Origin of the sequence: Streptomyces sp. P9-A2 (assembly GCF_036634175.1) — a bacterium.
GTDB classification, from domain to species: Bacteria; Actinomycetota; Actinomycetes; order Streptomycetales; family Streptomycetaceae; genus Streptomyces; species Streptomyces pratens.
Map to the genome: position 1 here is coordinate 4,121,607 of NZ_JAZIFX010000001.1, position 20,560 is coordinate 4,142,166.

The 20,560-nt window shown below is 68.5% G+C and carries 19 protein-coding genes; 9 read left to right on the forward strand and 10 right to left on the reverse strand.

Features of this window, described 5'->3' with window-relative positions; translation table 11 throughout:
- Nucleotides 1-142 precede the first annotated feature (142 nt).
- Together V4Y04_RS18695 and V4Y04_RS18700 are read left to right on the forward strand one after the other, a co-directional pair.
- Complete coding sequence (locus V4Y04_RS18695; RefSeq protein WP_332429352.1) at nt 143-1,351, forward strand: MFS transporter; 1,209 nt, start codon at nt 143-145, stop codon at nt 1,349-1,351.
- 185 nt (nt 1,352-1,536) lie between these two features.
- Nucleotides 1,537-1,974 carry a GlcG/HbpS family heme-binding protein gene (locus tag V4Y04_RS18700; protein ID WP_332429353.1) on the forward strand — a complete coding sequence of 146 codons (438 nt, stop codon included), beginning with the start codon at nt 1,537-1,539 and terminating at the stop codon, nt 1,972-1,974.
- A 55-nt stretch (nt 1,975-2,029) separates the two neighbouring features.
- On the opposite strand, the gene V4Y04_RS18705 is transcribed toward V4Y04_RS18700, so the two are convergent.
- From V4Y04_RS18705 to V4Y04_RS18730, 6 genes are all read right to left on the reverse strand, one after another.
- The gene (locus V4Y04_RS18705) at nt 2,030-2,902 is read right to left on the reverse strand and encodes a GNAT family N-acetyltransferase (protein WP_332429354.1); all 873 of its coding nucleotides are present in this window, start codon (nt 2,900-2,902) and stop codon (nt 2,030-2,032) included.
- A gap of 152 nt (nt 2,903-3,054) precedes the next feature.
- Nucleotides 3,055-3,537, reverse strand: coding sequence for an NUDIX hydrolase (locus tag V4Y04_RS18710; RefSeq protein WP_332429355.1), 483 nt, complete (start codon nt 3,535-3,537; stop codon nt 3,055-3,057).
- Between the two features lie 102 nt (nt 3,538-3,639).
- Entirely contained in the window at nt 3,640-4,542 is a 903-nt protein-coding gene (locus V4Y04_RS18715; RefSeq protein ID WP_332429356.1) for a LysR family transcriptional regulator, read from the reverse strand.
- 214 nt (nt 4,543-4,756) lie between these two features.
- A complete protein-coding gene (locus V4Y04_RS18720) occupies nt 4,757-5,929 on the reverse strand; it encodes a cystathionine gamma-lyase (protein WP_332429357.1) in 1,173 nt (390 codons plus the stop codon).
- Nucleotides 5,926-6,417, reverse strand: a complete 492-nt coding sequence (locus V4Y04_RS18725; RefSeq protein ID WP_332429358.1) for a low molecular weight protein-tyrosine-phosphatase — start codon at nt 6,415-6,417, stop codon at nt 5,926-5,928. The genes V4Y04_RS18720 and V4Y04_RS18725 overlap by 4 nt, the downstream gene beginning before the upstream one ends.
- Before the next feature lie 5 nt (nt 6,418-6,422).
- Nucleotides 6,423-6,800: a phage holin family protein gene (locus V4Y04_RS18730; RefSeq protein ID WP_332429359.1), complete on the reverse strand. Its 378-nt coding sequence runs from the start codon at nt 6,798-6,800 to the stop codon at nt 6,423-6,425.
- Nucleotides 6,801-6,859: 59 nt separating this feature from the next.
- Between V4Y04_RS18730 and V4Y04_RS18735 the strand changes: the two genes are divergently transcribed.
- From V4Y04_RS18735 to V4Y04_RS18750, 4 genes are all read left to right on the forward strand, one after another.
- Nucleotides 6,860-7,177, forward strand: coding sequence for a cupin domain-containing protein (locus tag V4Y04_RS18735; RefSeq protein ID WP_332432902.1), 318 nt, complete (start codon nt 6,860-6,862; stop codon nt 7,175-7,177).
- A gap of 150 nt (nt 7,178-7,327) precedes the next feature.
- Nucleotides 7,328-7,540, forward strand: a complete 213-nt coding sequence (locus V4Y04_RS18740; RefSeq protein ID WP_042163258.1) for a DUF5326 family protein — start codon at nt 7,328-7,330, stop codon at nt 7,538-7,540.
- Nucleotides 7,541-7,842: 302 nt separating this feature from the next.
- Nucleotides 7,843-8,568: a helix-turn-helix domain-containing protein gene (locus V4Y04_RS18745; RefSeq protein WP_332432903.1), complete on the forward strand. Its 726-nt coding sequence runs from the start codon at nt 7,843-7,845 to the stop codon at nt 8,566-8,568.
- Nucleotides 8,569-8,666: 98 nt separating this feature from the next.
- Nucleotides 8,667-9,101, forward strand: a complete 435-nt coding sequence (locus V4Y04_RS18750) for an SsgA family sporulation/cell division regulator (RefSeq protein WP_332429360.1) — start codon at nt 8,667-8,669, stop codon at nt 9,099-9,101.
- A gap of 218 nt (nt 9,102-9,319) precedes the next feature.
- Here V4Y04_RS18750 and V4Y04_RS18755 read toward each other — a convergent pair whose 3' ends face one another.
- Complete coding sequence (locus V4Y04_RS18755; protein WP_332429361.1) at nt 9,320-10,900, reverse strand: YibE/F family protein; 1,581 nt, start codon at nt 10,898-10,900, stop codon at nt 9,320-9,322.
- Between the two features lie 515 nt (nt 10,901-11,415).
- Between V4Y04_RS18755 and thiC the strand changes: the two genes are divergently transcribed.
- The gene (gene thiC, locus V4Y04_RS18760) at nt 11,416-13,230 is read left to right on the forward strand and encodes a phosphomethylpyrimidine synthase ThiC (protein WP_332429362.1); all 1,815 of its coding nucleotides are present in this window, start codon (nt 11,416-11,418) and stop codon (nt 13,228-13,230) included.
- A gap of 89 nt (nt 13,231-13,319) precedes the next feature.
- A complete protein-coding gene (locus V4Y04_RS18765; protein WP_332429363.1) occupies nt 13,320-14,855 on the forward strand; it encodes a VWA domain-containing protein in 1,536 nt (511 codons plus the stop codon).
- A 191-nt stretch (nt 14,856-15,046) separates the two neighbouring features.
- On the opposite strand, the gene V4Y04_RS18770 is transcribed toward V4Y04_RS18765, so the two are convergent.
- The 3 genes from V4Y04_RS18770 to V4Y04_RS18780 form a co-directional block, all read right to left on the reverse strand.
- Nucleotides 15,047-15,916, reverse strand: a complete 870-nt coding sequence (locus tag V4Y04_RS18770; RefSeq protein WP_332429364.1) for a hypothetical protein — start codon at nt 15,914-15,916, stop codon at nt 15,047-15,049.
- Between the two features lie 183 nt (nt 15,917-16,099).
- Complete coding sequence (locus tag V4Y04_RS18775; protein ID WP_332432904.1) at nt 16,100-17,191, reverse strand: metallophosphoesterase; 1,092 nt, start codon at nt 17,189-17,191, stop codon at nt 16,100-16,102.
- Between the two features lie 450 nt (nt 17,192-17,641).
- Nucleotides 17,642-18,754: a LacI family DNA-binding transcriptional regulator gene (locus V4Y04_RS18780; protein WP_332429365.1), complete on the reverse strand. Its 1,113-nt coding sequence runs from the start codon at nt 18,752-18,754 to the stop codon at nt 17,642-17,644.
- A 535-nt stretch (nt 18,755-19,289) separates the two neighbouring features.
- Between V4Y04_RS18780 and hisC the strand changes: the two genes are divergently transcribed.
- Nucleotides 19,290-20,369: a histidinol-phosphate transaminase gene (gene hisC, locus V4Y04_RS18785; protein ID WP_332429366.1), complete on the forward strand. Its 1,080-nt coding sequence runs from the start codon at nt 19,290-19,292 to the stop codon at nt 20,367-20,369.
- The last annotated feature ends 191 nt before the right edge of the window (nt 20,370-20,560 follow it).

The following is a 20,560-nucleotide window of genomic DNA, read 5'->3' on the forward strand; positions in this document are numbered from 1 at the left end:
GGCGTTTCCCTCCGTCCAGGAGCTGCTGGAACCAGGATAGAGCAGCAGCGAAATATGCCGCGTTTGCATGTAGCCAGCGCATGCAACTATTGTTTGAGCGCGCAAAGTGATTCTGCAATCGTTTGGGAAGGGTTGTCTCCTCATGCCTCTCGCGCTTCTGGCTCTCGCGATCGGGGCCTTCGGGATCGGAACGACCGAGTTCGTGATCATGGGTTTGCTGCCCGAGGTCGCCGGCGACTTCGGCGTCTCCGTCCCCACGGCCGGTCATCTGGTGACCGGCTACGCCCTGGGCGTCATGCTCGGCGCCCCGCTGATGACCGTGCTCGGCACCAAGATCTCCCGCAAGCGGATGCTGATGCTGCTGATGGGTCTGTTCATCGCCGGGAACCTGCTCTCGGCCCTGGCCCCGGTCTTCGGCCTCATGCTGCTCGGGCGGGTGATCGCCTCGCTGGCCCATGGCGCCTTCTTCGGGATCGGCTCGGTGGTTGCGGCCGGTCTGGTCGCTCCGCACAAGAAGGCCGGAGCTATCGCCCTGATGTTCACCGGGCTGACCGTGGCCAATGTCGTCGGTGTTCCCCTGGGCACGCTTGTCGGCCAGTCGGCCGGTTGGCGCATCACGTTCGGGCTCGTCGCCGTGCTCGGTGTCATCGGACTGGCCGGCATCGCCGGGCTCGTTCCCGACCTTCCCGCGCCCGAGGGCGTACGGCTACGTCATGAACTGGCAGCTTTCAAGAACGTCCAGGTACTGCTCGCCATGGCGATGACCGTCCTTGGATTCGGCGGTGTCTTCGCGGCCATCACCTACATCGCACCGATGATGACGCAGGTCGCCGGCTTCGCGGACGGATCCGTCACCTGGCTGCTGGTCCTCTTCGGCCTGGGCATGGTCGGGGGCAATCTCGTCGGCGGCAGGTACGCGGACCGTGCCCTGATGCCCTTGCTGTACGTGTCCCTGGGCGCTCTCGCCGTCGTCCTCGCGCTCTTCACCCTGACCGCGCATCACAAGGTCCTGGCGGCCGTCACGATCATCCTGATCGGAGGCCTGGGCTTCGCCACCGTCCCGCCTCTGCAGAAGCGTGTTCTCGACCAGGCCCACGGTGCCCCCACGCTGGCCTCGGCCGTGAACATCGGCGCCTTCAACCTCGGCAACGCCCTGTCCGCCTGGCTCGGTGGCCTGGTGATCGCGTCGGGCCTCGGCTACACCGCGCCCAACTGGGTCGGCGCCGTCCTCGCCGCGAGTGCCCTGGTGCTGGCCTTCGTCTCCGCCGCCCTCGACCGTCGTGAAAAGGCACTCAGCGCAGTGGGCGCCGACCAAGTGCCCGCCGAGCGGGGGGCCGCGGTCCTCCACTGACCGGAGCTTCTGTGGACAACGGAGGGTGCGAGGGCCGCCCCTGTGCCCTCCGTGTCCACAGACGCCCTCACCATCACAGCCGACGTCACCTTCACCACCGACATCCCCTTCCCTGCCGACATCACTTCCTTCACGGACCTCACCGCTTCGATCGGCATCCTTCGTACACCGAGGAGTACTTGTTCATGAACACCACCGCTGTCGCCCCACTCACCACCGCCGAGGCCGAAGCTCTCGTCATGGCCGCGCACCAGGCCGCCGAGGCTGCCGGGGTCACGGTGAGCGTGACCGTCCTGGACGCGGGCGGACATCTGCTCGCCTTCCGGCGGGACGACCGTGCCGTGCTGATCTCCGGCGAGACCAGCACCCGCAAGGCGTATACCGCTCTTCAGCTGAACACGCCCACCGCAGACCTCGTCGACGCCGTACAGCCCGGAGGGATCTTCCACACCCTGCCTACCGCACTCGACCGGCCGTTGTTGTTCATTGCGGGGGGCGTACCCGTCCAGCGTGGCGGCCGTCCGATCGGCGCGATCGGCGTCGGGGGCGGTGCACCGGAGCAGGATCACTCCTTTGCCACGGCTGCTGTGGACGCCCTCGTCCAGGGCTTGCGGCGCCCATAGCGCGTACGCCGGTTCCCGGTACCTCAGGGAACCGGCGTCGTCGTGTCCGGAGGCGTCAGCCTGCCGCAACCGTCACAGGGGCGAACCTTCGGGTCCAGTCGCCGGGCAGCTCCGTGATTCCGTACGTCATCACAGTGTTGAAGGCGATGGAATCCAGGCCATGGTCCTTCGCCCATGCCAGCAACTCTTCGTGCCGTACGTCGATGTCGGTGCGCAACGGCCGGTCGGTGCGGGCGGCGAGAGAGGCGAGGAGCGCCGTGGCCGTGGGCATGTCGCGGGCGATCAGCGGACCCACGACGTGGGTGTCCATATTGGGCCACGCGGCGGCGTAGCCGACGATCCGGCCGTCCTCCTCGGCCACACGCAACTGGTCGGCGAATGCGGGCAACCGGGTGACGATGTGTGTGCGGTCCGTCCCGAACACCTCCTCGTCGAGCCGGAGAAGGGTGGGCAGGTCCTCGGCGGTCGCGGCTCGGGTGGACACCCCCACCACGTGGCCGCCCGCGTCCGGGACGAAGCGCCCGCGGAGCATCTCCGCCCGGCCGGTGGCCTTGAAACCGAGCTCTTCGTAGAGTGGGCGGCCGTGTGGTGTCGCGTGCAGCGTCAGTGGGGTGCGGCCCATCACTGAGACCACGTGGCGCATCAGACGGCGTCCGACGCCCTGCCGGGCATGCCGTTCCGCGACCAGAAACATGCCGATGGCACCGAGTGTGGGTTGTTCCTGGGACCCGTACTCGGTCACGACGCAGGCGGAGGCCAGCCCGCCGTCGGGATCATCGATGCCGTAGCCCTTCCCGGCGGAGAGGAGAAGTCTCCACTTGTGCTCTTCGCGTGGCCACCCCCGGTCCTCGGACAAGTCGGCGCAGGCCGAGAGATCGCGGAATGTCAGACGACGGATGGGCAGAGAAGTAAAGGGGGGTGTCGGCACGCAGGTCAGGTTGTCCGACGTCGACGACGGCGTCCACTTGTTTCCAAAGATCGAGGTGGTCTCTCAGTCACGTGGAGGCCCGTGCAGGGCGCGGTTTCGGATACGGGATGTTTCACGTGAAACGCGCGAAATCGGCTAGGTTTTCGGGTGAGTCAGTCCAGGTCGGGGGCTTGCAGTGCGCGCACACCCTCGATGTTGCCGTCCAGATAGTGCCGTAGTGACAGCGGGACGAGGTGTACGGAGGCGATGCCCACGCGGGTGAACGGCACGCGGACGATCTGGTACTCCCCGGCGGGTTCGTCGACCTCCGGGCCGTGCCGCAAGGACGGGTCCATGGACTCGAGGTGGCAGACGAAGAAGTGCTGCACCTTCACACCGGTGGCGCCGCCGTCCGCACCGATGTGCTCCACCGTATCGACGAAACAGGGCACCACATCGGTGATCTTGGCGCCGAGCTCTTCGTATACCTCTCGGTGGAGAGCGTCGACGACGGTCGAGTCCTCCGGTTCGACACCGCCGCCCGGGGTGACCCAGTAGGAATCCACACCGGGCTTGGTGCGTTTGATCAGGATCAGGTGGTCGTCGTCCAGCAGAACGGCTCGAGCGGTGCGCTTGACCACGGGTCGGACGGTCATGGAAGAAATGTGGCCCAGCTAGTTCCACGTGAAACATTGCGACACATCACGACCGGATTTCCGGCGTGGGGCGCCCGGCGTGGAGCGTGCCCGACCGGAGGGTCAGCACCAGCCGGTGGCTGCCTGCTGCAGTGCCTCATGAGCACGTGCGACATGCGGCATGGCCAGGGCGCCGTTACGGACCACCAGGAAGTATGTACGCAATGGCGGCACCGCGGGCTCGTGCAGGGCGGTGACCTCCCCCCTTTCGAGTGCGGCCGTACACAGGTACCGGGGCAGCACGGCCAGCCCGGCACCCGCGACGGTGCAGGCCAGCACCGCGCGTAGATCCGGGGCGACGACAGCGCCCGCGGTGGCAGGCCGGGAGTCGAAGACGGAGGCCCAGTAACGGGAGACGAGGGGGAGCGACTCATGCACCTCGATCATCGGGATCTGTTCCAGCTCGGACACCCTGGCGGGATGGGCCCCGCCGACATCGAACCGCTCGGCCCAGTGGGGCGCGGCGACCAGGACGTGTTCCTCGTCGCAGAGCGGAGTCGCCGAGAGCGGAGCGCCGCGTGGTCGGACCGTGCTGATGGCCAGATCGTGTCGCCCGGCGGCCAACCCTTCCAGGGTCTCCTCGGCGGTTCCGAAGGAGGCACGCAGGGCGAAGCTCTGGCCGTTCCGGGGCAGCGCGGTGAGGGCGGGCAGTACCCGCTCGGACGTGAACTCCAAGGGTCCTGCCAGGTGCAGCGTCCGCGAGGAGGAGTCCTCGGCGATCCCGGTCTCGGTGATTTCCATCAGGGCGTCGAGGTGGGGCGCGGCTTTGTGGGCCAACTCGTCCCCGATGGTCGTGGGTGTCACTCCACGGGCCTGCCGCAGGAACAGCGGTCGCCCCAGCTGTCGCTCCAGGGTCCGGATCTGGGAGGTCACGGCCGGCTGGGAGAGGCCGAGCAGGGCGGCGGCGCGGGTGAAGGAACCGGCTCGGTGCACGGTCACGAAGGTCCGCAACAAGGCCAGATCCACAGCACGCCCTCCCGTTTGTCGGCCTCGCTGCCGCTCCGGCACAACTATAAATATGTCGATAGGTCGCTGTCGCTACAGTGATTGGACACTGACACTGAGTCAATTAGCCTTGGCTGTGTGGTTCTTCGCGTGCGTAGAACCAGGGCGGTCCGAGCCACGAGGGGGGAGGCTCGGACCGTCCGTCGTCGGGCGCCTGGCGACCCGCCCGGACCGGTCAGCCGGCCGAATCGTCCAGTGCGCGCAGCACGTCCGCCACCAGATCGGCAGGGTCCTCGGCACCGACGGAGAAGCGGATGAAGCCATCCGGCACCGCGTCCCCGCCCCACCGGCCCCGCCGTTCGGCTGTGGACCGCACACCGCCGAAGCTCGTCGCATCGTCCACGAGCCGCAGCGCGTCGAGGAAGCGGTCCGCACGCGCGCGTGAGGGCAGCGTGAAAGACACCACACATCCGTAGCGCCGCATCTGCCGTGAGGCGATCTTGTGAGAGGGATCGTCCGGCAGTCCCGGATAGCGCAGCCCTGTCACCTCGGGCCGTTCCCGCAGTGTCTGGGCGAGCGTCAGCGCCGTGGCGTTCTGCCTGTCGACCCGCAACTGGAGCGTGGCGATCGAACGGTGCGCGAGCCAGGCCTCCATGGGGCCGGTAATGGCACCGGCGATCTTGCGCCAGCGGCGTACGGCGGCCATCGCCTCGGCGTCGCGGCCGGCGACGTATCCCAGGAGGATGTCGCCGTGTCCGGTGAGCTGCTTGGTACCACTGGCCACGGTGAAGTCGGCACCCAGCTCCAGCGGGCGCTGGCCGAGCGGTGTCGCCAGCGTGTTGTCGACGGCGACCAGCGCACCACGTGCGTGTGCCGCCTCGGTGAGCCGCCGTACGTCGCACACGTCGAGCCCGGGGTTCGACGGAGTCTCGATCCACAGCAGTCTCGCGCCGTCGAGGAGATCGAGCTGGGCGTCGCCCCCGGTCGGTGCGGTGCGCACCTCGATGCCGTACGCCTCCAGTTGGGCGCGCACCAGGGGCAGTGCCTGGTAGCCGTCGTTCGGCAGGACAGCCACGTCCCCGGAGCGGAGCTGAGAGAAGAGCACCGAGGAAATCGCGGCCATACCCGAGGGGAACACCAGGGTTTCGACACCGTCCTGCTCCGGCGCCTCCAGCTCTCCGATGGCCCGCTCCAGCAGCGTCCAGGTCGGGTTCTCGTCCCTGCCATAGGTGTAGGGACCGGTGGGATCGCCGGGCAGGTGGAAGTGGGCGGCGAAGACGGGGCCGGGCAAGGTCGGTTCGTGCTTGACCGGCTCGGGCAGCCCGGCCCGCACCGCGCGCGTGCCCTCACCCGGAGACACTCCCCCCGCGCCCGCCCCATAGCCGCCGGTCATCCTCGAATCGCTCATGCCGCCCGTCCTTCCGCCTGCTCGCGTACCGAGGAGAGCAGCCCGGCACTCGCCGCCTCCACCATCTCAAGACATGCGTGGAAGCCGTCCGCCTCCCCGTAGTAAGGGTCCGGTACATCCAGATCGTCGCCCGCTCCGGGGTCGTACGAGCGCAACAGGCGTACCTTGCCCGCGTCCCGCGGGGTGGGGGCCAGGCGGCGTAGGGTTCTGAAGTGACCCGTGTCGAGGGCGATGACCAGATCGAGGCGGGCGAACCAGGAAGGGTCGAACCGCCGGGCGGTGTGGTCGGCGGCGTAACCGCTCTCCTCAAGGACGGCCACCGTGCGTGCATCGGCGCCGTCGCCCTCGTGCCAGCCGTCGGTACCGGCGCTGTCGACCTCCACCACGTCGTGGAGGCCGGCCTCCACGACGCGCGCGCGGAAGACGGACTCGGCCATCGGGGAGCGGCAGATGTTGCCGGTGCAGACGAAACAGACGCGGTAGACCATGGTGCTCAGTCTCCGTCGGGCAGAACGACGTTGAGGGCCCAGGAGACGACCGAGATGACCAGACCGCCCAGCACGGCCGTCCAGAAGCCCTCTACATGGAAACTCAGGTCGAACACGTCGGCGAGCCAGGAGGTGAGCAGGAGCATCAGAGCGTTCACCACCAGTGTGAACAGCCCGAGAGTCAGGATGAGCAGCGGGAGGCTGAGGAGCTGCACGAGCGGCTTGACCAGGAAATTCACCACGCCGAAGATCAACGCGACGAGTATGAGGGTACCGATCTCCTTGCCCGTACTGTCGCCGGTCAGGGTGATCTTGTCGATCAGCCACACCGCGACCGCGAGGGCCGCGGCGTTGGCGATCGTCTTGACTACGAAATTCTTCATGTGTCTGATCGTGGCAGACAGGATCGGACATGAGCAGTGAGGCAGGGGCGGACAAGGCTATGAAGGCATTCCGGCTGGACGAACTGGAGACCGAACGCGCTGCCAACGAGGGTGCCTACCTCCAGTTCCTGCGGGAGCGGAACATGTCGGTCGGCCTGTACGCCCTGGACGCGGGCGAGCAGGACCCACAGCAGCCGCACGGCCAGGACGAGGTGTACTTCGTCGTCAGTGGCAGGGCGTCGATCACCGTCGACATGGAGACCACGCAGGTGGCCCGCGGCAGCATCGTGTACGTGCCGGCCGGGGTCGCGCACAAGTTCCACCACATCAGTGAGGACCTGAGGGTCCTGGTGGTGTTCTCTCCCCCCGAGAGTTGAGCCGCGCTCTTTGGGTTCCCTAGGGGACCGCTCAGGGGAGGACAAGGGATCAGAGGCCCCCAGCAGGGCTCCTGCCGCCCTAGCATCGAGTGCAGGACATCATTCACGCGACCCGGTACGAGACGGGCGGAGCAGGTAAGGACGAAGGCGATGCGAGAGATCTTCATGGGACTGCCGTGGTGGGTGAAGTGGATCGCGGTGCCGGTCATCGCCCTGGTCGTGTTCGGCGGCCTGATAGCCAGCGTGGTCGGATTCGTGATCGGGCTGCTCTTCAAGGTATTGGTCTTCGTCGCCCTGGTCGGCGGACTCATCTATGTCGTAAGGAAGTTCACGTCGAGTTCGACGTCGCGTGGCGACTGGTGAGCCTCACGGGGAGCCGGTGAAGCGGTAACAGCCGGCGCCGGTTCCCTCGGGTGGGGGAAGTTTCCCGGACGGACCGTCTGTCTGTGGTGACAGACGGTTAGAGTCCGGAAGGCCTTGCGGGGACGATCCCCGCAAGCGGCGTACACCCCCACCCGTGTTCCCCCGCACGGGCTGCCCCCTCGCTCCGGGAGTGACCCTTGGCCACGGCTGCCACCGTCCCCGCACATCTGTCCGCCGTCCCCTGCCAGCCCCATGCGCGCGCAGCGTCCGAGCCGGCGCCCACCACGACCCTCATCGGCTCGGTGCAGCGCGCGATGCGTCTACTGGAGTCCGTCGCGGGACACGAGTCCGGGGCCCCGGCCAAACAGTTGGCCCGCGAGACCGGGCTGGCGCTTCCCACGGCCTACCACCTGCTGCGCACCCTTGTGCATGAGGGCTATCTGCGCCGAGACAAGGGGCTGTTCTTCCTCGGCGACGCGGCCGAGCGGCTGACCAGCAACGGAGCCCCGCAGAAACGTCGCAGCACGGTCGTTGCCGCGCTCGCGCGCTGGCGTGACGCTCTTGGGGCCCCCGTGTACTACGCGGTGTACCGCGAGGGCGAGATCGAGCTGGTGTGCGTTTCCGACGCTCCAGGCAATCCCGCGGTCCAGGAGTGGGCCGACTTCCGGGCGACCGGCCACGCGCACGCCATCGGGCAGTGCCTGCTGTCCCAGCTCGACGAGGTCGCGCGTCGGGACCACCTCGACCGCTACCCGGTGCAGCCCGTCACGCCGTACACCGTGCGCGACGGGCACAGCCTGCTCCGGCGCCTGGAGCGGACGCGTCGCATGGAGCCGGTGTTCGCACGTCAGGAATACGCGCTGGGGACGGTGTGCGCGGCCGTCCCGATCACGGCCGGTGCCACGGCCGCGACGATCGCCGTCTCCCTACCGGTCCATCAGGCCCACCGGCTGCACCCTGCCGCCCAGCAGTTGCAGACGGAAGCGGGCCGCCTGCTGGGGCCGTTGGCACTCTCTATCAGTATCTGAAAAATCACTCCTTGTAATTCATTGTGTACGTTGAGCAAGATTCATCCAGTGTCAGGGGTCCATTCCAGGCCGGTCCGTAGCGAATGACGGGGTAGGCGATGCGCGAGTCCGTGCAGGCAGAGGTCATGATGAGTTTTCTCGTATCGGAGGAGCTGTCCTTCCGTATCCCGGTGGAGCTCCGCTACGACACCTGTGATCCCTATGCCGTACGGCTGACCTTTCATCTTCCCGGTGACGCGCCGGTGACCTGGGCGTTCGGTCGGGAGTTGCTGATCGACGGCCTGGGCAGGCCGTGTGGTGAGGGCGACGTACGCGTTTCACCGGTCGACCCCGATGCCCTGGGTGAGGTGCTGATCCGGCTTCAGGTCGGAAGCGACCACGCGCTGTTCCGTTCGTCGACGGCGCCGCTCGTGGCCTTCCTCGACCGCACCGACAAGCTGGTGCCGCTGGGGCAGGAGGGGGCGCTCGCCGACTTCGACGCCCATCTCGACGACGCGTTGGACCGCATCCTGGCGGAACAGAGCGCCGGGTGAAGCCTTCCGGCACCGGGCGGTCTGCGGCGGAATCCTTCACCGTGTCCCGCCCGGCCATGCAGGAACGCTTCCGCAGCGGTGACCGAGCGACTCCGGTGCCGGTTTGACCAGAAATTGGTAATCGGTGGCCGACGGTCGACCACCGGAGTACGGGTTGCCGGGTGAGCGGCCGCGGACGATCGGAAGACGAAGCGGCGCGCGGTCCGGTGCCGGCGAGGTCAGCGCTTCCGGCGCCTGCCCCGCCCGCCGCGTGCCGCAGTCGGCCGGACGCCTTCCTCGGCCGCTCCCTGCGTGGTCGGACGGTCGGCCGAGACCACCAGAGCGGCCAGCACCGTGGTGACCGGAACCGAGGCGACCAGACCGATCGAGCCGATCAGCGTACGCACGATCTCCACCGCCACCAGTTCACTGTTGGCGACCGTCCCCACGCTGCTCTGCGCGATGGAGAACAGCAGCAGCAAGGGCAGCGCGGCGCCCGCGTAGGCGAGGACCAGGGTGTTGACGACGGACGCGATGTGGTCGCGGCCGATGCGTATACCCGCGCGATACAGCCCGCGCCAGCCCATCGACGGGTTGGCCTCGTGCAATTCCCATACGGCCGACGTCTGTGTGACCGTCACGTCGTCGAGCACACCGAGCGATCCGATGATGACGCCGGCCAGCAGCAGACCGCTCATGTCGATATCCGGGTAAAGTCCGTGAATCAGACCGGTGTTGTCGTCGGTGTCGCCTGTCAGCGCCGCCCAGCTGATGAAGACCGAACCCAGAAACCCGATCAGCAGCAATGAGATCAGGGTGCCGAGCACAGCCACAGAGGTGCGCGCCGACAGCCCGTGACAGAGATACAGGGCTTGCAGCATGATGGCGCTCGCCCCCACCACCGCCACGACCAGGGGGTTCGAACCCTGCAGGATCGCGGGCAGGATGAAGAAGTTCAGCACCAGGAAGCTGACCGCCAGCGCGACCAGCGCCATCACACCGCGCAGCCGTCCGACAGCGACGACGGCGATCGCGAAGATGCCGGCGAGCAGGGCCAGCGGTACGCGCCGGTTCACATCCGCCACCGAGTACTGGAGGTCCTTCGGCGCGGAGGGCTCGTAGGCGACCACGACCCCCTGACCCTCACTCAGCTGACGTGACTGGTCAGGCTGCACGATCTCGGTGAAGGTGCGGCCTGCATCGTCGCCGGTGTCGACCCGGATGGTCGCTTTCTTGCACGCGCCGTCCGCCTGCTGCTGAGCGGAGGACCCCTCGGCCGTCGAGGTGTCGCCGGTCGGGACGCCTCCGGACGCGTTGACGGACGAACAGCTCACCTCGGCCACCTTGGTGACCGTGGCCTGCTGCGTCTGCCGGTCGAAACCGACGCCGGTCCGCTCGTGGCCGGGTGTGCCACCCGGCCACAGCACTGCGAGGCCGATCAGCACCGCCGCGCCGAACGGGATGAGGACCGCCGCGATGACCTTGCGCAGGTGCTTCGAGACGGGAGCGGCCGGGCCGTGGCTGTGACTGTGTCCATGCCCGCCGGCGGTGCCCTGACCATGCCCGTGCCCGCCGTCGCCCGGTGGCGGACCGCCGTGCCCGCCACCTGAGTTCGGTCCGTCACCTGAGTTCGGTCCGCCGCGTCCGCGGCCGCCGGCGCCGGGGTCCGGGCTGTGGTCATGATCCGGATCATGACCCTGGCCGCGGGCTCGGCCCTGCGCTTGCCCTCCTTGCCCTCCTTGTCCCTGCCCGTGGCCCGGGCCCGGGAGGCCCGCGCCGGACCCGGGGGCCCTACCGGAAGGCTCGAAACCCGGGCTCACGGGTCCCGGGCCGGCGGGCCCGTCGAGGCTTCCAGGGCCGGGGCTTCCAGGGCCGGGCAGGTGGTTCTGTGTCGCCGGTACCTCACCGGGGCGGTGTCCATGCCCGAACCAGTCTTCGGAGCCGGGGCTGTCTCCTCGAACGTCCCCATGGCCCAGGCCGGTGCCGGTTGCGGGCCCTCTGCCACGGCCGCCGCCGATTCGGCCGCCGGAGCCACGGGATGGTTCGGGCGGTGGGTACGGGGGAGGTTGCGTCGAGGTCACCGCCTGATCATCGCAAGAACAACGGGGGCCCTCTGTTCACCGCGCCAGGATTCCCGCTAGCGTGGAGGTACCTTTTTGCACACGCGGGAGCTCGGAGCACCGGGCTGAGAGGGCGCTGACCTCCGTCCCAGCGACGTTTCACATGAAACATCACGTGTCCGAGTGATGTTTCACACGGAACGTCGGCAGACGGAAACCGCTGCGTCGACCGCTGAACCTGTTACCGGGTAATGCCGGCGTAGGGAGTAGGTCTCATGACCAACAAGGACGCACGTACGCCTGCCTCCACCCAGAAACCGACGGAAGCGTCGGTGGGGAAGGAGGCCGGGAAGTCCATCGGCTGGCACAAGGCGTACGTCGAGGGCACACGCCCCGGCCTGCGGGTGCCGGTCCGTCAGGTGCACCTCACCAACGGGCAGTCGGTCACGCTGTACGACACGTCGGGCCCGTACACCGACCCCCTGGTCGACACCGATGTGCGCAGAGGGCTGGCGCCGGTGCGGGAGAACTGGATCACCGCGCGCGGTGACACCGAGGAGTACACGGGCCGGCCGGTCCGCCCCGAGGACGACGGGATCAGGCACACCTCGCCGCGCGGTGGACTGCGCAATCTCGACGCGGTGTTCCCGGGCCGGCCCCGTCAGCCGCGCCGGGGCCGCGAGGGCGGGGCGGTCACACAACTGGCGTACGCACGCCGCGGTGAGATCACGCCCGAGATGGAGTACGTGGCCATCCGGGAGAACGTATCGCCGGAGGTCGTGCGTGAGGAGATCGCGGCAGGCCGCGCGGTGCTGCCCGCCAACGTCAACCACCCGGAGACCGAGCCGATGATCATCGGCAAGCGGTTCCTGGTGAAGGTCAACGCCAACATCGGCAACTCCGCGGTGACCTCGTCCATCGAGGAGGAGGTGGAGAAGATGACCTGGGCGACCCGCTGGGGCGCCGACACGGTCATGGACCTGTCCACCGGTCGCAACATCCACACCACCCGGGAGTGGGTGCTGCGCAACTCCCCCGTCCCCATCGGCACCGTGCCGCTCTACCAGGCACTGGAGAAGGTCGACGGCAGGGCCGAGGAGCTGACCTGGGAGATCTACAAGGACACCGTCATCGAGCAGGCCGAACAGGGCGTGGACTACATGACGGTCCATGCGGGGGTACGGCTGGCGTACGTGCCGCTCACCGCCCACCGCAAGACGGGCATCGTCTCGCGCGGCGGCTCGATCATGGCGGCGTGGTGCCTGGCGCACCACAAGGAGTCGTTCCTGTACGAGAACTTCGGGGAACTCTGCGAGATCCTCGCGGCGTACGACGTCACGTACTCGCTCGGCGACGGTCTCCGACCGGGCTCGATCGCCGACGCCAATGACGAGGCGCAGTTCGCGGAGCTGCGCACACTCGGGGAACTCAACCGGATCGCCAGGCGTTTGAATGTGCAGACCATGATCGAGGGCCCGGGGCATGTCCCGATGCACAAGATCAAGGAGAACATCGACCTCCAGCAGGAGATCTGCGATGAAGCCCCGTTCTATACGCTCGGCCCGCTGACGACGGACGTCGCGCCCGCGTACGACCACATCACCTCCGGTATCGGTGCGGCGATGATCGCCTGGTGGGGCACGGCCATGCTCTGCTATGTCACGCCCAAGGAGCACCTGGGCCTGCCGGACCGCGACGACGTCAAGACCGGCGTCATCACCTACAAGATCGCCGCCCATGCCGCGGACGTCGCCAAGGGGCATCCGGGGGCGCAGGAGTGGGACGATGCCCTGTCCGACGCGCGCTTCGAGTTCCGGTGGGAAGACCAGTTCAACCTGGCTCTCGACCCGGACACGGCACGGGATCTCCATGACAAGACGCTTCCGGCGGAGCCCGCGAAGACGGCGCACTTCTGCTCGATGTGCGGGCCGAAGTTCTGTTCCATGAAGATCAGCCGGAGCATCACGGAGCGGTTCGGCGGGACCTCGGCGGAGGGCGCGTCGGCCGAGGAGATCGCCGAGGGGATGCTGCGGAAGTCGAAGGAGTTCGCCGAGGCGGGCAACCGTGTGTACCTGCCGTTGACGGACTGAACGAACAAGCGGACCGGATGGACAAAGGGGCGGGCCGTTCGGGCCCGCCCTCTCGCCCCTCGGGAGGACGGGTCGGCAGACTGGATGTCATGACAGCGAGATCGATGAGCAAGGGCTCCAACCTTTCCGTCGACGCCCAGGCGGTGTGCGTCGAGCTGGCTTGGGCCGCTGGGGCCGGTGTGCCCGACATCGACGGGTCGGCTCTGCTGCTCACGGAGACCGGGCGGGTGCGGGACGACGGCGACTTTGTTTTTTACAACCAGCCGCGGCACACCTCCGGCGCCGTGACGCACCTGGGGAAGCGGCACACCTCCGGCGCCGTTACCGACACGGTCGAGGTGGACCTGCGCCTGCTGGAACCGGCCGTCGAGCGAGTCGTGCTGTGCGCGTCGTCCGACGGCGGGACGTTCGGCCAGGTACCGGGACTGGTGCTCAGGCTGCTCGAGGCCGGTACGGCAGCCGAGATCGCGCGGTTCGACATGGTGGCCGGGACGGAGACCGCGTTCATCGGCGGCGAGTTGTACCGACGGCAGGGAAAGTGGAAGTTCCGTGCGGTGGGGCAGGGATACGTTGCGGGGCTCGCGGGGCTGGCCACCGACTTCGGTATCACCGTGGACGACGCTCCCCGGACGGCAGCGGACTCCACGACGGCTGCCGGCTCCACCACGGCACCTGGCGCGACGAGGCCTCCTGCCGCGGCCGCAGTGCCACCGGTCCCGCCCGCGGTCCCCACCACCCCGTCCCAGCCCTCGGGCGCGCCGGCCACCTCCGCCCCGGTGCCCCCTGCCCCCGTCCCTCCGTTCGTCCCTCCGTCCGTCCCGTCGGCCGGCCCCTCGTCCGTCCCGCCTACCGCTCCGCGGCTCACCAAGGGTGAGGAGCGGCTGCCGGTGGACATGCGCAAGCGGCTGTCCCTGCGCAAGGAGCAGGTGGCGGTCAGCCTGCGCAAGCACGGGGCCGCCGGGGTCACCGCGCGCGTGGTCCTCGTACTGGACGCCTCCGGTTCCATGTCCTTCCTGTACTCCAAGGGAGTGGTGGCGGACGTCGTCGAACGGATGGCCGCGGTTGCCGCGCAGCTGGACGACGACGGTGAGATGCAGGCCTGGACGTTCGCCTCGCATCCGGCGCGGCTGCCGGACCTGCTCCTGGGCGAGCTGCCCGAATGGCTCCGGCTGCACGTAAGGGTGGGAGAGATGAGCCTCTTCCGGCGCGGACGGAAGAAGGGGCTGGACCCGCGCCAGGTCGACATGCGGGAGGTCGGCATCCAGAACGAGGAACAGAAGGTCATCGCCGAGGTCCGCTCGTTCGTCAGGGACAGTCCCGCGGCGGCCCCGACGCTTGTGCTGTTCTTCTCCGACGGCGGTGTCCACCGGAACGCCGAGATCGAACGGGAGCTCCGCGAAGCGGTGGAAGAACCGATCTTCTGGCAGTTCGTGGGCCTCGGCCGGGCGAACTACGGTGTGCTGGAGCAGTTCGACACGCTGCCCGGACGCCGTGTCGACAACGTCGGGTTCTTCGCCGTCGATGACATCGGCACTGTGCCGGACCCGGAGTTGTACGACCGCCTGCTGTCCGAGTTCCCCCAGTGGATCACCGCAGCGGGCCAAGCGGGCATTCTCCGACCCTGAAGACCGCTCCCCGGGCCTGTACGGGCACAGGGCGGCGAAAGCCGGGCCCACCCCGGCTCACGCTCCTCGGCGCGGAGCTCTGGAACGGGCTCCGCCGGTGAGGGAGCACATGCCGACGGCTGGGCCGTCCGCATGCTTCGGATCGTCCGGTGGGCCGGCTCCGGTGGGGCCGGCTTATTCGATTGTTCCGGCTATTCGGGCTTGTGTTCCGGCCCTCCGAAGTCCGGGCTGCTGTAGTCCGGGCTCGAGTAGCTCGGCCGCCGGCCGTGGTTCGTACCCTCGCCGGGACTGGTGAAACCCGGCCGGTCGTATCCGAGATGCGGGATACGGCCGGCCGGTTCGGACGGCGCCGCGTAGTGCAGTGCGACCGCGGTACCAGGGTCGGCGAGCGCGTCCCGCAGGAACGGGACGATCCCCTGTTCCCGCAGTGCCTCGTGCCAGGCTTCCCTGGCCAGGGACAGCTCCTCGTCGGCTTCGCCGTACGGCCCGCTCCGGGCCGAGGGCTTGTTGCGCAGGGCGGTCAGCAGCAGGCCCACCGCGGCGACCAGGATGGCGACCGCGGTCACGGCGCCGAATGTCCAGCCCGTGGTGAGCATGGTCCGGGCGAAGGCCGCGCCGGGATCGAGCATGCGCAGGATGTAACCGACGAGCAGGAATATCGCGGCCGCGGTGCCGGCCAGAACAGGTGCCAGGACGGCGACGACGGCGACGGCGCCCGCGCCGGCGGTCTCGGCGACCTCTCCCATGGTGGTGGCGAGCCCCGCCGTCTCCGGCCCCGGCTCGGAGGAGCCGGACGCCCGGGTGGGCGGGGTGGACGACGCCGGTGGCCGGCGCAGTTCCTCGCGGACCTTGGTGTAGTGCTGGTATTCGGTTGCCGCGGCCACCGTGATGATCGCGGTGGCGTTGAGTGCCATCGTGCGCAGTTGTTCGGAGGTGAGCCGCTGTCCGATCGTGGCCAGTTCCGGGCGTTGTGGTGCGGAGCGCAGCACCTCATCGAGAATCCGCGCGTAATCCTGGCGGTCCTCGGTCAACAGATGCTGCGGAACGCTGTTCATGTGCATCCCCCGATGCTCCGTAGGGCTTGTGACTCGGCATGCCGACGAGCCGTTGGGCAGAAACGGAGGGGAGCCTGCTACGGATGAGTTGATGGTAGAGCGCCAACGGTGCACCGTGACAGGGGGTTTACCGAAATTGGCCTTGGTCCGGTGTGGTTCCGGGCCGGGGGTGCCGGGTCCGGAACCCGCTCACTGGGCGAGCGGCAGTCGCTGGACCAGCAGCTTTCCGTCCATCGTCACGCCACCGTCCATCGCGATGGCCAGTCCCTCGGCATAGACGTGCGGACCCTCGACGACGGGACCGTTGTCGTCCTCGCCGTCCTCGGAGCCTACTTCGCCCAGCAGATACGGAATGGGGCTGTGCCCGTGAACAACCCGGGTGCCGCCGTACGTATCCAACAGGGAGCGCACCGCTTCGGCACCGCCCTCGTCGCGGAAGGAGAACCGCTTGGTGAACTTGCGGAACAGGTCCCAGACCTCGTCGGCGTCGTTGCGGGTGATCGTCTCGCGGACGGTGTCGTTGACTTCCTCGATGGAACGGCCGTAGTCGAGGTAGGCGGTGGTGTCGGAATGCAGCAGCAGATGGTCGTCGACGGTCTCGACGGCGTCCAGACGGGCCATCCACTGCAGGTGGTGGTCCTGAAGGCGGTCCATGTCGGTTTTCTGTCCGCCGTTGAGCAGCCAGGCGGCCTGGAAGGTGGCGGTACCCGCGCCGGAGTTGACGGGGGTGTCGCCGAACCGCTTGGCGCCGAGCAGCAGCAGTTCGTGATTGCCCATCAGGGCCTTGCAGTAGCCGCCGGCCGCGGCGGCCTCGGCGGACAGCCGCATCACGAGGTCGATGACGCCGATGCCGTCCGGGCCGCGGTCGGTGAAGTCGCCGAGGAACCAAAGCCGTGCGGGGCCGGCGCACCACTGGCCCGCGGAGTCGATGAGGTCCTGCTCCTGGAGGGCGGCCACCAGTTCGTCGAGGTAACCGTGGACATCGCCGACCACGTACAGCGGGCCGGGCCCGGTGGCGGGCTGCGGTGCGGGTGTGGACGCGGGGTCGACGGTCACCTGCACAGTGTCACCCCGATTGATGACCGGGAGGTCCCGTTGCGTGGGCGTGTATCCCTCCGGGTGGCTCGTCTCGGAGGGCGGGGCCACGTCGCCGGGGTGCATGCTGTGGGCGTACGGACCGGTCTCGTGGACGTAAGCGGGCACCCGGAAGTCGCGCACCGTCGCTGTGCGCTCCACCGCGGGTCCCTGACCGGCCCCCTGAGTCATCGACCCCTCCACCATCAAGCCGCAACTGCACCGCGTCGGACTGCCTGGTCGCAGCGGCCCGCGGTGTCGTGGGCCCATCATAGGAATGCGGATCGCGCCGTGTGATGACCCAGGGGTGGTGAATCGGCGCACGCGTCCAGTTCGCTGCTTCTTTTGCCCCGTTTTGGTAAAATTCTCAGCTTTCGCTCAGGACCTCGGCCGCCCAGGTGCCGTCCGGGGACGGTGCGGGTTCCTCACGCGCCCACGACCGCTGCCTCCGGGAGGCCGGCCCGGTTTCCCGCGGAGGAGAGCTTCGAAGGCCGGAGGAGGGCCGGAGAGCGCGGTGCCGCTTCACTCCCGCGGAAGCAATGACCTCATCCCTCCGGGAATCGCTGTCTCACCCTCCCCGTCCCTTGCCGGGTCGTCCCTGCCGGAAGCCGCTGCCGCCGAGTCCCCTCCGCCCCGCCGCCGAGCCCTCGCCGTCCGTCAGGTCCGTTCCGGTGACCGTGGCGGGCTGACCGTCGTACGTGGCGGGCGGCGCTGCGACGAGGTGCGCACGATCAGCTCGGTGGGTATGACCTGTGCCACTGTGTGCTCGGCGTCGACGCCCTCGATCGCGTCGATGAGCAACTGGACCACGGCCGTGCCGATACGGCGCGGTTTGAGCGAGAGCGTGGTGACGGGTGGCTCGGTGTTGGCGTAGACGGTCGACTCGCTGCAGCAGACCAGTAACAGGTCCTCCGGGACGCGCAGGCCGTAGCGGCGTGCGGCGGCGAGCAGATCGGTGCCGTTCGGGTCGAACAGACCGTAGACGGCGTCCGGGCGGTCGGGGCGGGCGAGGAGCCGGTCGGCGGCGACTGCGCCCGCGCACGGATCGTGTGCCGGATAGGCCTCGTACACCGGATCCTGGCCGACGCGTTCGCACCAGTGCAGATATGCGGTGGTCGACAGGTGGGTGTACGTGTCGGTCGTGGTCCCGGTCAGCAGGCCGATGCGGCGGGCGCCGGCGTCGGCCAGGTGGTCGAGGATCCCGAGGACCGCTGCTTCGTGGTCGTTGTCCACCCAGGCCGTGACCGGGAGCGAGCCGGCCGGGCGGCCGTCGGAGACCACCGGTAGACCCTGCCGGACCAGCTCGCTGACGACCGGATCCTGGTCCGAGGGGTCGATGACTACCGTGCCGTCCAGGGCGACGTTGGACCACACGTCGTGGCGGGAGGTCGCGGGGAGGATCACGAGGGCGTAGCCGCGGGCCAGGGCGGCGGAGGTGGCGGCACGCGCCATCTCCGCGAAGTACGCGAACTCGGTGAAGGTGAAAGGTTCTTCCCCGTACGTGGTCACGGTCAGACCGATGAGCCCCGACTTGCCGGTGCGGAGCGTGCGGGCGGCGGCCGAGGGACGGTAGCCCAGTCTGTCGGCGACCTCGCGGACATGGCGCCGGGTGGCGTCCGGGAGCCTGCCCTTGCCGTTGAGGGCATCGGAGACGGTCGTGATGGATACTCCGGCTGCGGCGGCCACGTCCCTGATGCCTGCTCGACCCGGCCTGCTGCTTCGGCGTGAGGTTTCCGTGCGGCTCACCTGGTGCTTCCCTGCTGCTGTCATGGCGAGCCGATAGTAGGGCTCATGCGGTGGGGTAGGGCGGACGCATATGCGCGCATCGACAGGCACGTTTCTGCATGCTCATTGAGGAGTGATCTCCTTGGAAAGCAAGGGTGTTGAACGTTTCAATACCAGGATCTGGTGTCTCGGCGCATACGGACCTGCCGAGGGGGTGATGTTGCGAAGAGGTCTCAACTCACCTGCACGAGGGATGCGCGCCACGGCGCAAGCCACCGGCGCGTAGATATATGTGTGAAGCGCCCCCTGCCCGGACACTCTTTGTGTGTCTTCCTGGCGTGATGCCCCTGTTGCCGAAAGGGCTGAGGTGGCTCATGGGGCTGATCGCCTTGGCGGTGTCACTGGGCAGGCGCGCCCAGCGGCCGGACCCGCAGGCCCGCCCCGCATCCCGCTCCTCGGCAGGCCCGTCCTCGCCGTCACCGCTGTACACGTCTACGCAGTGACGCCGAATCCTCATAAGGTGAGCAGTATTGGATGTCGGCGGCGGTCGAGGGCCGCCGGTCTTCGGAGGAGGACTGCGGTGAGCGAGACGAGCCCCAAGCTGCGCGCCGAGCTGGAGGGTATCCCCACGTACAAGCCGGGCAAGCCGGCGGCGGCCGGGGGGCCGGTGGCCTACAAGCTGTCCTCCAACGAGAACCCCTATCCACCGCTGCCGGGGGTGATGGAGGCTGTGACGTCCGCGGCTTCCTCCTTCAACCGCTACCCCGACATGGCCTGTACGTCGCTGATGGAAGAACTGTCCGAGCGCTTCGCCGTCCCGGTCTCCCACCTGGCCACCGGCACCGGCTCGGTCGGCGTCGCCCAGCAGCTGCTGCAGGCCACCTCGGGCCCCGGGGACGAGGTGATCTACGCGTGGCGTTCGTTCGAGGCGTACCCGATCATCACCAGGATCAGCGGTGCCACCCCTGTGCAGGTGCCGCTGACGCCGGGCGATGTACATGATCTGGACGCGATGGCCGAGGCGATCACCGAGCGGACCCGGCTGATCTTCGTCTGCAACCCCAACAACCCGACCGGCACGGTGGTGCGGCGGGCGGAGCTGAAGCGTTTTCTCGACCGGGTGCCCCGTGATGTCCTGGTGGTGATCGACGAGGCGTACCGCGAATTCATCCGCGACCCCGAGGTCCCGGACGGCGTGGAGTTCTACCGGGACCGGCCCAACGTCTGTGTCCTGCGGACCTTCTCCAAGGCCTACGGTCTGGCGGGGCTGCGGATCGGCTTCGCGATCGCCCATGAGCCGGTGGCCGCGGCGCTGCGCAAGACGGCGGTGCCGTTCGGTGTGAGCCAGCTCGCGCAGGAAGCCGCGATCGCCTCGCTGCGTGCCGAGGACGAGCTCATCGGCCGGGTCGGTTCGCTGGTGTGTGAGCGCAACCGTGTCATGGAGGCGCTGCGCGCCCAGGGCTGGGAGGTGCCCGAGAGCCAGGCCAACTTCGTGTGGCTGAGGCTGGGGGAGCGCACGACGGCGTTCGCGCAGGCGTGCGAGCAGGCGGGTGTGGTCGTCAGGCCCTTCCCCGGCGAGGGCGTGCGGGTGACGGTCGGCGAGGCCGAGGCCAACGACATCTTCCTGAAGGTGACGGAAGCCTTCCGCGAGGAGCTGTAGCCGCGCACGGCCAGGCGTGGGGTCAGGAGTGCCGGGTGACGGGTCGGCCGTCGCCCGGCACTCCTGTGGTTCGACCGTTGCGGGCGAGGGGTTGACGTCACAGGGGACCCCCCCTTCCGAATCCGAAAAGCAGTAGGCCATAATTGCTTGTGAATGTGAACGCGTTCACAAGCGTGTCCTGTTTTCACCTG